Source organism: Marinobacter vinifirmus, assembly GCF_002258215.1.
Lineage (GTDB): Bacteria > Pseudomonadota > Gammaproteobacteria > Pseudomonadales > Oleiphilaceae > Marinobacter > Marinobacter vinifirmus.
The window spans coordinates 294,596-306,509 of the sequence record NZ_NEFY01000003.1 but is presented as its reverse complement, the minus strand read 5'-3'; the positions used below and the strand labels follow the sequence as shown (position 1 = coordinate 306,509).

Annotated in this window: 9 protein-coding genes; 5 read left to right on the top strand and 4 right to left on the bottom strand. The window is 55.2% G+C overall.

Features of this window, described 5'->3' with window-relative positions:
- Positions 1 to 27 precede the first annotated feature (27 nt).
- Positions 28 to 1,716, bottom strand: coding sequence for an arylsulfatase (locus tag B9Q17_RS05895; RefSeq protein WP_094624488.1), 1,689 nt, complete (start codon positions 1,714 to 1,716; stop codon positions 28 to 30).
- Between the two features lie 342 nt (positions 1,717 to 2,058).
- Between B9Q17_RS05895 and B9Q17_RS05890 the strand changes: the two genes are divergently transcribed.
- From B9Q17_RS05890 to B9Q17_RS05870, 5 genes are all read left to right on the top strand, one after another.
- Positions 2,059 to 3,009 carry an alpha/beta hydrolase gene (locus B9Q17_RS05890; RefSeq protein ID WP_094624487.1) on the top strand — a complete coding sequence of 317 codons (951 nt, stop codon included), beginning with the start codon at positions 2,059 to 2,061 and terminating at the stop codon, positions 3,007 to 3,009.
- Between the two features lie 89 nt (positions 3,010 to 3,098).
- Positions 3,099 to 3,965, top strand: a complete 867-nt coding sequence (locus B9Q17_RS05885; RefSeq protein ID WP_167373010.1) for a SphA family protein — start codon at positions 3,099 to 3,101, stop codon at positions 3,963 to 3,965.
- 74 nt (positions 3,966 to 4,039) lie between these two features.
- Complete coding sequence (locus tag B9Q17_RS05880; RefSeq protein WP_094624485.1) at positions 4,040 to 5,689, top strand: flavin-containing monooxygenase; 1,650 nt, start codon at positions 4,040 to 4,042, stop codon at positions 5,687 to 5,689.
- Between the two features lie 251 nt (positions 5,690 to 5,940).
- Positions 5,941 to 7,656 carry a sigma-54-dependent Fis family transcriptional regulator gene (locus B9Q17_RS05875; protein ID WP_094624484.1) on the top strand — a complete coding sequence of 572 codons (1,716 nt, stop codon included), beginning with the start codon at positions 5,941 to 5,943 and terminating at the stop codon, positions 7,654 to 7,656.
- 57 nt (positions 7,657 to 7,713) lie between these two features.
- On the top strand, positions 7,714 to 8,817 hold the full coding sequence (locus B9Q17_RS05870; protein ID WP_094624483.1) for a PilT/PilU family type 4a pilus ATPase: 1,104 nt from the start codon (positions 7,714 to 7,716) through the stop codon (positions 8,815 to 8,817).
- A gap of 92 nt (positions 8,818 to 8,909) precedes the next feature.
- Here the strand turns inward: B9Q17_RS05870 and B9Q17_RS05865 are convergent, their stop codons facing one another.
- The 3 genes from B9Q17_RS05865 to B9Q17_RS05855 all read right to left on the bottom strand — a co-directional run bounded on the left by B9Q17_RS05865 (position 8,910) and on the right by B9Q17_RS05855 (position 11,857).
- A complete protein-coding gene (locus B9Q17_RS05865) occupies positions 8,910 to 9,536 on the bottom strand; it encodes a peroxiredoxin (RefSeq protein WP_022989580.1) in 627 nt (208 codons plus the stop codon).
- Between the two features lie 138 nt (positions 9,537 to 9,674).
- Positions 9,675 to 10,277, bottom strand: coding sequence for a cytochrome b/b6 domain-containing protein (locus B9Q17_RS05860; protein WP_094624482.1), 603 nt, complete (start codon positions 10,275 to 10,277; stop codon positions 9,675 to 9,677).
- Positions 10,274 to 11,857 (bottom strand): tetrathionate reductase family octaheme c-type cytochrome, encoded by a 1,584-nt coding sequence (locus tag B9Q17_RS05855; protein ID WP_244177322.1) that lies wholly within the window; start codon positions 11,855 to 11,857, stop codon positions 10,274 to 10,276. Before B9Q17_RS05855 ends, B9Q17_RS05860 begins: the two co-directional genes overlap by 4 nt.
- Positions 11,858 to 11,914 lie beyond the last annotated feature (57 nt).

Here is an 11,914-nt window from a genome sequence, read left to right as displayed (position 1 = left end):
TCTCCTGCTCACATGCTCTAAGTGAAGTCACTCAACACACTTGCCATACAGGCAGGTAGTGAAGCTGTAACCAACCTTCCGCATATCCGCGGGGTCGGCAGGAAAAACACCATTACGAGCTACATACCTATCCCACTCTGCTAACAGTTCTTTCAGTTTCTCAGGCTCTTTACTTGCGAGGTCAGTGGTTTCAGCAGGATCTTCCGCAAGATTGAACAGTTGCCACTCGCCCGGACCGTAAGGTGCTTCCAACAAGCGGATTTTCCAGTCACCCTTGCGTACGGCTGAACGGCCGTAAAGCTCCCACCCCACCACTCGATTTTCAGGGGCCGTACCATTCAGCCCAGGCAGCATGGACACGCCTTGCACCTCAAAGATGTCACGACCTTTATAGGGGCTGGTGGGCAGATCAATCCCCGCAAGCTCCAGGAACGTGGGCATAATGTCCATCACGTGGAAGAATTCGTGGTTAATTTCACCTGCGCTCTCTTCACCCGGCAGATTCAGGATTGCGGGTACCAACAGGCCACCCTGTGACGGATACCCTTTCCACATTGGCCAGGGAGTGGCACTGACCTGGCCCCACCGGGCTCCGTACCAGATATAGGAGTCCGGTCGACCGATGTTGTCAAAGCTGTTGTCGTACTCGGAGGCAATCCACTCCTTATTACGAGGCAGAACTTCCGGACTGTTTCCATCCGCGCCGTTATCAGACATGAACATAACTACGGTGTTGTCGAGTTTGCCGGCTTCTTCCAGATGCGCGATAACGCGGCCGATGTTCTCATCCATGTTGTCCACCATCGCAGCGTAGACTTCCATTTTGCGTGCCTCGATCTTGCGCTGCTCGTCGGTCAGCTCATTCCAGGTCGGCAGTTCGTCAAAGGGAACATTCGCTGCCAGCTTGTGGCCAATGAGACCCATTTCCTTCATTTTTTCCAATCTTTGTTGACGAATAGCTTCGTAGCCTTCGTCATAACGACCTTCATACTTTTTGATATATGAGTCTGGAGCCTGCAGTGGCCAATGAGGCGCCGTAAAGGAAAGGAAAGTAAAGAACGGCTTGTCGCCCGCTGCATCGATATACTCGATCGCCTTGTCGGCATAGAAATCCGAGGAGAAAAATCCCTCGGGAACGTCAACCTGCTTGCCGTCTTCCAGGTATATGGCTTTTGGGTCTACGCCAATGATGGCTCGCCCGTCATCAAAGTGGCTTGCCCCGCCTTGAACCAGAACCCAGGAGTGGTCAAAACCTCGGGCAGCAGGACTTAATTTCTCTGTTCGGCCCAGGTGCCACTTACCCATAATAGAGGTGCTATAGCCGTTATCCCGCAGCACTTCAGGCAGAGTCGCAACCAGGTCATTCAGGTAACCTTCGTAGCCTGGCTTTCCCTTTTGCTCCGGCGTGAGAAGCTCTGCCATATTACCGATACCAGCGCGGTGATTGTCCGTTCCGGAAAACAACATCGAGCGGGTAGGAGAGCACGTCGGCGCGGTATGGAAATTGGTCATGCGGATGCCCTCATCCGCAAGTGCATCGAGGCTCGGTGTTTCAATCTCACCACCAAAAGCGCCGATGTCGGAATAGCCGAGATCATCGGCCACAATCAGGAGAAAGTTGGGTTTCTCAGCTTCCGCGGCATTTGCCAGTGTAGTCGCTGCAGCCAGGCCCAGGGCCATACCCAACCGACGAAGCCGTGCATTGTTTTTATACATACTATGCCCTCAGTCAGTTTTTTGTTGTGCCACCATTGAGTGGTCACCTTTATTCTGCTGAGAGTCTTTAGATAAGGGTTATCCCGTATGCGCAGGGGTTAACGTATTTGCGCAAGAAAGATGACTGGAACCTGGAAAATCGGTTCCGCATTTCCTGAAATCCACTTGCTAATATCCTGAAATTTGATTGCTCCGCGTTAGATAAAAATCGCTGCCCCCTCGGCTATAAATAACGAAAAAATCCATAACTTTTTGTTTTAATTATAAATTAAAAAATACTCATCGGTGCTGGCATATCAGTTGCTCCTACTCTTGTGACAACCATAAACAAGAGGATCAACCATGGCTCTCGATCACGCAAGCCGCCAGTTTCTCCAACAGCTCTCCGATCAGGAGGCGCCCGCCTTCCACTCACTGAGCGCTCCTGACGCCCGTGCGTTCTTCTCCACACTTCGGGAGATTATCGGCGAGGGCCCAAAAGTCCATCATAGCGACGAATTCAGCATTCCATCAGGCGAGGCAACAATTACCCTTCGAGTGCTGACACCATCACCCACACCAGACGGCATCATTGTCTATTTCCACGGCGGAGGGTGGGTTGTCGGCGATCTCGACGACTACGACACGCTGGGCCGCTTCATCGCAACCGAAAGTAACTGCGCTGTCGTATTGGTGGATTACCGGCTGGCGCCCGAGTATCCGTTCCCTGCGGCCATAAATGATGCCTGGGCTGCCACTCAATGGGTAGCTAACAACGCAAGTAGAATCGTCGGCTCCCGCGATCTACCGTTGATCGTCGCAGGCGACAGCGCCGGGGGCAACCTGGCCGCCGTTGTCGCCCGCAAAGCCCGGGATGCCGGGCGTCCAGCCCTGGCCCAACAGGTCCTGATCTATCCGGTCACCCAGCCAGACCTGACTACTGCCGGCTATCAGGACCGGGAAAACCAGGGCCTGCTGAACCAGGCCGACATGGTCTGGTTCTGGAACAGTTATGTACCGGAAATCGGCGAGCGCCAGCACCCGGATGCTTCACCACTGCTTGCTGAAGACCTGTCAGGCCTGCCCCCGGCGGTGGTGGTCACCGCAGAGCACGATGTCCTGAGCGACGAGGGTACTGCCTACGCCAACCGGCTAAAACAAGCCGGCGTGCCCGTTAGCCATAGACAGTTCGACGGCCAGATTCACGGTTTCTTCACCATCCTCAACGCCCTGCCCGAAAGCACTACGGCAAGACAGTTTGTCGTTGGCGAAATCCGTCGAGCAGTGCAGAACGCCTCCACCTCAAGCGTGTAACACATCCAACAAAAGCAACAAAAAGGAAATCCGAGATGATGCCCAAACCAAGAACACTGAGCAGAAACCTCCTCGCTTTTGCGATCAGCATGACTGCAGCAACTTCACTACAGGCCGTCGAGAACGGTGTTACCAACTGGCCCAATGGGGTGAATACAGTTCTGCCGGCGATCATGCCTGAACCGGGCGAAACCCAGTTCTATGGCTACACTGTGTTCTACTCCGCAGACAGCTACAAAGACACAAACGGCGACACCACACCAGGCAAGTTCGAGCTGGACGTGTTCGCCCAGGCCTTCCGCCTTAACCACACCTGGGACCACCAGACCGATTCGGGCATCACCTTTACCAGCGGCGCCATCCTCTCCGGCGGGCGAAACTCTCTGGATGTTGGGGTTGCCGACGATTCAGAAACTGGCCTCAACCAGATTTATGTGACTCCGTTATACGTGAACTGGTCCGCTTCGGAGGCCCTGCACTTCTCAACCGGTTTCAGCGGCTTCATTCCGCTCGGCGACTATGATCGCAACAATCTGATCAACACCACCAGCAACACGGCTTCCTACGTTCAGGAATTCAACATGACCTGGTTCCCGAACCGGGAGTGGGAACTGTCACTGTCACCTACCTTCACCTTCAATTTCAAGAATGATGACACCGACTATGAGTCCGGTGATGTATTCAACGTGGATTATTTCGCGGGCTATCGCCCTGCTTCAGCACCCCAGTGGCAGGTTGGCATTGCCGGCCATTACACGAGGCAATTCTCAGATGACAAACAGAATGGCCAGACGGTGGGGGACGGCAACCGCCTGCAAAAGCTGGGCATTGGGCCCCAGGTTTTCTACGGCCTGGGACCAAGAACAGCCATCGTCTTCAAGTACCTACACGAAACCGAGGTGAGAAACGGCTCAGAAGGCCGTTCCTTCTGGTTCCAGTTCGCTATGCCCCTGTAACCATCCCAGCGTTTGGATGATTTCCGGCCATATGGCCAAGTTGCTCAAGCACACAAAAACAAGAGGTTGAACTCATGACTGAACAAACCAATTCCATCATTCATACCGACGCCGTTGTTGTTGGCGCCGGCTTTGCCGGCCTGTATATGCTCCACACCCTGCGCGACAAACTGGGCATGAAAGCAGAAGTTTATGAAGCCGCAGATGACGTTGGTGGCACCTGGTACTGGAACCGATACCCGGGAGCCCGCTGTGACATTTCCAGCTACCACTACTCGTTTTCCTTCTCCGAGGATATCCAGCAGGAATGGAGCTGGTCCGAGAAGTACGCCGGTCAGGCGGAGATTCTGGATTACCTGAGGTTTGTCGCCGACAAGCTGAACCTGAGAGACGACATCACCTTTGAGACCCGGGTAATATCATCAGATTTTGACGAGCAGACCAACCGCTGGACCATCAAAACCAACCGCGGCCATACGGTAATTTGCAAGTACTATATTTCGGGCGTTGGCACCCTCTCCACCGCCGCCATTCCGAGCTACCCGGGCAAGGATTCCTTCAAGGGCGACGTGTTCGCAACCTCCAGCTGGCCCCACGAAGGTGTCGACTTCACCGGCAAAACCGTAGGCATCATCGGCACCGGCGCATCTGCTATTCAGGCGATTCCTCTGATTGCCGAGCAGGCCCGCCATCTGACAGTTTTCCAACGCACACCAAACTACGCCACACCGCTACAGAACAGCCCGATGGATGATGCCGAAGCTAACGCAATCAAGGCCAACTATGGCCCATTACGTAAGGAAGCCCGTGCCGCCCTGGCCGGTGTACCTTTCCCAAATATGCGTGAATCTATCTTCAACGACACTCCTGAGCAGGTGCAGGAGCATCTGGAAGACTGCTGGAACGACGGCGGCTTCGCACTCTGGCTGGGTAGCTATGGCGATATCCTGTTCGACGAAAAGGCCAACGCCATCGTAGCCGAATTTGTTCGTAACAAAATCCGCGCCCGGGTCAAAGATCCGAAAACTGCAGAACTTCTATGCCCGGACTACCTGTACGGCACCAAACGCCAACCCTGCGAAACGAACTACTTCGAGACCTACAACCGGGACAACGTGTCGCTAGTGGACATCAAATCCAACGGCATTAACCAGATTACCGAACAGGGTCTGGAGCTAGTTAACGGCGACAGCTATGCCTTCGACTGCCTGATCTATTCCACGGGCTTCGATGCCTTCACCGGCCCCCTGTTCAAGCTCAACCTTAAGGGTCGCAATGACGTACGTCTCCAGGACTACTGGCGCGACGGCCCGAGAACCAATCTGGGGCTGATGTCCAACGGTTTCCCGAACTTCTTCATGATCACCGGTCCACAGAGTCCTTCTGTGTTGTTCAACATGCCTCTGGGTATCGAGCAGCATGTTGAGTGGATCGCCGATACTATCCGTTACATGGAAGCCAACGGCATAGAGACCATCGAGCCTGAAAAGGCAAAAGAGGATGAATGGCGCGGTGTGGTCGAAGGCATCGCGAATTCCACGCTGCTCCCGAAAACCAATACCTGGTATACCGGCTCCAACATTCCAGGTAAACCCCGCTCCTTCATGGTGTATTTGGGAGGTGGCGCCGCATACAAACAAGTTTGCGATGACGTCGCACAGAATGGTTATTCCGGTTTCCTCTTGGGTAGAGCCACTGCTGATAGGGAGGCTATTGCGTCATGACCTCTCTCCTCGGGGGCTAATTCCCCATTTACCCGGCGCCGTTGGCGCCGGGCTTTTTCCAACAAAAACTCATCATTTCATCAACAGCTTCATGATTTCCTGAAATTCTGTTCGAACCACGGCCGTCATCCCCTGCTCTGCCACCAGTCCCCGAGGTCAGAAGACTCTTGGGCATGATTCCTGCTGTCAATCTGCTGGGTTACCCTGTACTCAACCCACGATAACAACAATACAACAACAGGATGGATACCATGCCAACAACCACAGACCCGAAGTTTCCCACCAGCCAGGATCTAGTCAGCCAGATTCGTTTTGACACCGGTAAGGGTATGGTCTGGATGCATGAACAGCGTATGCTTCTGATTCACTCCAGTATCTTCCTCACGCTCAGGAATGAACTGATCACCACCATCGGTTCAGAGCGTACACGGGGTCTGTTGATGCGACTTGGCTTTCATTCAGGTTGGCGTGACGCCGAACTGGCTCGCAAAATTCGCCCGGAACTGTCCACTGCCAATGCCTTCGCCGCCGGCCCCCAACTCGCCATGATCAAAGGATTGGTTAACGTGTCTCCAGTGCGTATGGACTTTGATCTGGAAGGGAGCAGCTTCTACGGTGAGTTCCTCTGGGAAAACGCATTTGAAGCCGACTTGCAGCTGGCCAACGGTGGAGCGACCGACCACGCCGTCTGCTGGTTGCTGACCGGATATTCCAGTGGCTTTACGACGTTCTACATGGGCCGCAAGGTTCTGTTTCGGGAAGTTGAGTGCCAAGCGAAAGGTGACGAGCAATGCCGCATTATCGGCCGACCGGCGGATGAGTGGGACGACCCTCACGAACTTGACCGGATACTGCAACCGGATGCCCTAGCGGAAGAGTTAATCTCACTTCAGAGCCAGCTCAGCGAACTGCAAGCTCACCAGCGGGATGCTTACGACAAGGCCGATCTTGCGGTTAACTCCGTGGGGCACGCTCCCAACTTCAAGCAAGCCTGGAATCTGCTCCAAAAGGCCGCAGCTAACAACGTCTCGGTGTTACTTCAAGGCGAAACCGGGGTCGGCAAGGAAGTCTTTGCCCGCAGCCTGCACCTGAATTCAGCCAGGGCCGCGAAGCCTTTCATTGCAGTGAATTGCGCATGCATCCCTCCCGATCTCATAGAGTCGGAACTGTTCGGGGTGGAAAAGGGCGCGTTCACTGGTGCGCACTCCAGCCGGCCCGGCAAGTTTGAGCGAGCGACGGGAGGAACCCTGTTCCTGGACGAAGTAGTGGAGCTATCACCTCGGGCTCAGGCCTCTCTGCTCCGTGCATTACAGGAAGGTGAAGTGGAGCGGGTTGGAGGCACCAACACCCTGAAGGTTGATGTCCGGCTGGTGGTAGCCACAAACGAGAACCTTGAAGAGGCCGTAGCTCAAGGAAAATTCCGGGCAGACCTTTTTTACCGTCTTAGCATTTATCCCGTTTACATACCCGCCTTACGGGAGCGCAAAGAGGACATTCCTCTTCTGGTCACGCATTTCCTGAACAAATTTCAAACCCAATATCAAAAAAAAATACCCGGCATTTCAGATAAAGCTCAACAAGCCCTGATGAGTTATGGCTGGCCGGGCAATATTCGGGAACTAGAAAACATGCTTGAGCGAGGGGTTATACTCACAGACAACAATCAGTTGATTGATCTCGAAGCTCTTTGTCCCGCGCTGGAAAAAAACGAGGGCAGAGACACGGAAGTGTCACATGGTGGCTATCTCCAACAATCCCCCGGATACCTCTACGGCAAGCCAGATCCCGTTTGTAACTCAATGCTCGAAAATGGTTTTAATTTCGAGGATTTTGAACGCAACCTGATTTGTACAGCTATGCACAAGGCTTCTGGCAATGTTTCGCAGGCTGCACGACTCATTGGGTTGACACGTGCACAATTGGCTTACCGACTGGAGAAGCTGGAATCTTCTTCGGAAGGCACTTAAAGTGAGACGATCAGACCGAAGATATGTTCCTAAGCTCGCCTGTTGAAAGGATCCCCGATGGACCTCACCGCCTACCTCAAACTCATGGCCGACAAAGGTGCCTCCGACCTCTACCTCTCCACCGGCGCCCCGGTGATGATGAAAGTCGAAGGCCACACTGCCCCCATCACTCAGAAGCACCTTCCGGCGGGCGCCGTGAAGGAACTGGCGTACTCGATCATGAAAGACAAGCAGCGGGCGGAGTTCGAGAAGTCGCTGGAGCTGGACATGGCCGTGGGGCTGGCCAATATCGGGCGATTTCGGGTGAACGTGCTGTGGCAGCGGGGCGAAGTCAGCATGGTGATTCGTCACCTGAAAACCGAAATTCCGTCCATCGATACCCTTGGCCTGCCAAAGATTCTCGAGCAGCTGATTATGGAACCCCGGGGGCTGATCCTGGTGGTGGGTTCCACTGGCTCCGGTAAGTCCACCACCCTGGCCTCGATGCTGGATTACCGTAACAGCCACACCACCGGCCACATCCTCACCATTGAGGACCCTATAGAATACACTCACACGCACCAGAAAAGCGTGGTGAACCAGCGGGAGGTGGGCGTAGACACTCACTCCTACACCGAAGCCCTGCGCCGGGCCATGCGCGAGGCACCGGATGTGATCATGATCGGTGAAATCCGCGACCGTGAAACCATGAAGCAAGCCCTCACCTATGCGGAAACCGGGCACCTGTGCATCTCCACCCTGCACGCCAGCAACGTAGACCAGACCATGCGGCGGATAGTGAACTTCTTCCCGGAGCATGCCCACAAAGAGCTGTTTATGGACCTGAGCCTGCACCTGAAAGCCGTGGTGGCCCAACGGTTGTTGAAAGGCAAAGATGGCAAGCGCTGCGCAGCGGTCGAAGTGATGCTCGCAAGCCCCTACATCAAGGACATCATCAATAAAGGCGAGGTTGAAGGCATTACCGAAGTCATGGAGAAGAGCCAGCAGCAGGGTATGAAGACCTTCGACCAGGCCATCATGGACCTTTACCACCAGGGCAAGATCACCGAAGACACCGCGCTGGCCAACGCCGATTCACGCCACAACCTGGAAGTGAAAATCCGGCTCGAAAAAGGCAGCCTCGCCGGCAACTCCGACAGCCTGACCTTCGACAGAGACTGACACAAAAAAGCCCCCAAACCAGGCTGCTCGGTGTCGTGAGCAACCAGGCCGGGGGCAGGCTGTGAACCTGATCAATTCAGTGCAGCGTCAAATCAGATCTTGGTCATGCGCAGGTAAGGACGCAGTTCGTTCCAGCCCTGCGGGAAGATATCCTTCGCCTCTTCATTGGAGATGGACGGCGGGATAATCACATCGCCACCCTTGCGCCAGTCCGCCGGCAGGGCAACCTTGCTGGCATCGGCTGTCTGCAGCGCGTCGATAACACGCAGGATTTCGTCAAAGTTACGACCAACCGCCATCGGGTACGTCAGGGTCAGGCGGACTTTCTTGGCCGGATCAATGATGAACACGCTGCGTACGGCGGCGGTTTCGCTCTCACCCGGGTGAATCATGTCGTACAGCTGGGCAATTTTGTGGTCTTCGTCGGCAACGATCGGGAACTGAAGGTCACAGCTCTGGGTATCGTTTACGTCGTCAATCCACTTCATGTGCTCGTCTACAGAGTCGGTAGACAGGCCAAGCGGCTTCACGTTGCGGGCTGCAAACTCCTGGGCCAGCTGGGCAGTACGGCCCATTTCAGTGGTACATACCGGAGTAAAGTCAGCGGGGTGGCTGAAGAAGAACACCCAGGAATCACCAGCCCACTCATGGAAGCTGATCGCGCCTTTGGTGGTGTCTACTTTGAAGTCCGGAGCGGTTTCGCCAAGACGGATGGACATAATCTTTCTCCTGTCGGTTTGCCAGATAGTTGGCTTTGTTTGACTACAAGGCCAGAGTATCCGGCCACACCTCTTATATCAAAAAGAATATATCTATAGTTCTATTAGTTTTAACAAAATGAAAACTGGACACACGCTTTAATGGTGCTCGTCCAGATCCTCATAGCCGGTGATCATAGGCTTGATGTGGCTGGTCAGGGTTTTGCCCATCGTCGTCATGTACACATGGGCAATAATAAACACCAGCATAGCGAAGGCTGCGCCGGTATGGATCAGTGCCACGGTTTCCAGCTCCAGGGCGCCGGCCAGGGTTGCCGGCCAGTCGTTGTAGAACAGGTATAACAGCCCGGACACCCAGATAATCGGCGAGATCACCACCTTGAAAAACAGGTACGCCAGTCGCTGCAGCGGGTTGTGCTTGGCCTTGGTGGTTTTCTTGTAAGGATGGGAGGCACCGGTGAAGGTGCCAATCAGGTAATAGTGCATGACCGCGAGCAAACCATCACGGGTCGGGATGTACTGGCGCCATTCACCGGTGGTGAAATGCCAGAAAATGGCAAACACCCAAAGCACAATCAGCGCCCAGGCCGCCAGGGTATGTACCTGCACCGCCGTGCTGAACCGCATCACCTCATAGGTACCGTGAATGGCGAACCCGGTAAACAGCAGCACGAAGATCAGCAGCGCCTGGCTCCAGTGCCAGAAGCGCTCAAAGCGTTTGAACATCAATACCCGGCTCATTGCCCTTTCCTCCCGCTGAACACGATCCGCGCCATGGCATGCACCAGTACCGCAAACAGCGTGGCCGCCACCAGCAACCACCCTATCCGGTCAAGCCACACGTTGCTGTGATGGCCCGGCATGTAGATGCCACCCAACCCCGCCAGCCGGCTTTCGGCCTTGTGGCAGCTACCGCATTTCACCGCATCGTTAGCCGGCGCCACCATATGGGTGATCGGCCAGTGCATGGTGGTTTCAATAAAGTCGAACTGGCCGCTGTATGGCATGCCAGACATGTCGCTGCCGGCCTGCAGGGCTTTCTCCCAGTTGAAATTGCTCCAGAGAGAGCTATCGTCTGCCCCGAATACGTGAGTGGCCAGCAGGGTTTGCCGCTCGGTATCAAACGGCTGCTTGCCCCGCATCACCTTGAACGGCCAGATGCGGGATTTGCCGTCATCCGGGCTGCCTTCCACCTTGTTGATGGCCACCGGCGGATTATCAATGTCCAGCGGGTCACCAGCCAGGGTGTACTGCACGGTGCCATCAAACCAGGCATATTCCGGCACCACATTCTCGCCATGGCGGAAATCGCCTTTCTCACTCAGATAACTGGGATGGCCGTTTTCATCCAGCTCCTTAACAGGCTTTCCATCTTCATCCAGCCGGCCCGCCGTCGACCAGTCCCACCAGGTTTTGGTCGCCACGCCACCCCGGGCAAAGGCCGGGATGTGGCAGCTCTGGCAGGCAAGTTTGTCTACGTGATCATTCAGCTTGGGCTTATCGTGGGGCGCAAGGCCATGGCACGACTCACAACTGGCCCGGGAGAAATCGGTATGGCCCGGCACATCGATGCCCAGGGTATCCCGGGCATTGGCCTGGTATCGGCTACCGGATACCGCATGGCCCATGGTGGTGTGGCAATCCGAACAGCCAAAGTTCAGGCCGTCCGGAGACATATGCACATCCAGCTCTTTCGGCGGGTTGATCAGTGAGGAGTCGAGGTCCCCATGCTTCACGCCATCTGCACCGCCACCGTGGAAATGACAGCTACCGCAATTGGCCCGGCCACTGGCGCCCACGTTCTGGGCGATGTGCTCAAGGTCCGGCGGCATTACCATCTTGCCACTGCCCTTAGGCCATTCCCGGGGAATTGAAGTCGGGTAACCTGCCAGCGTAGGGAACTTCCAGTAGTCGCCGGTGGTGTCATGACAAACCAGGCAGTCCACGGCATTCTCTGCCTGCGGTGGCGGCTGGTTCATATCCTGCCAGCCATAGCCCACGTGGCAGGAGGTGCAGCGGGGCTCATTGGTTACCGTCATGCCGCAAAAGCTGTTGATCACCTTGCTTTTGCCAAGGGTCTGCCCGGTTTCTTCGTGCTCATAGAGCCAGGTCCAGTGGGTAGTCCCCCGAATCTGCTCGCCGGCTTCGGTATGACATTTCAGGCAGGCAGCAGTCACATCTTCGGCCTTTTCGAAAGGCCCCTGTAACGCTTTGAATTTGCTGTGGTCAGCCGTGGTGGGCGACTTCTCCAAAGCCATAGCCGGTAGCGCCAGAAACAGGCACAGCACGGCGGCCCAACCATGCCATGTGCGCCAAACCATCCTTTGTGCATCCTTGTTCATAGCAATCACCCGCCCATCCCGAAGACCTGCCTGTAA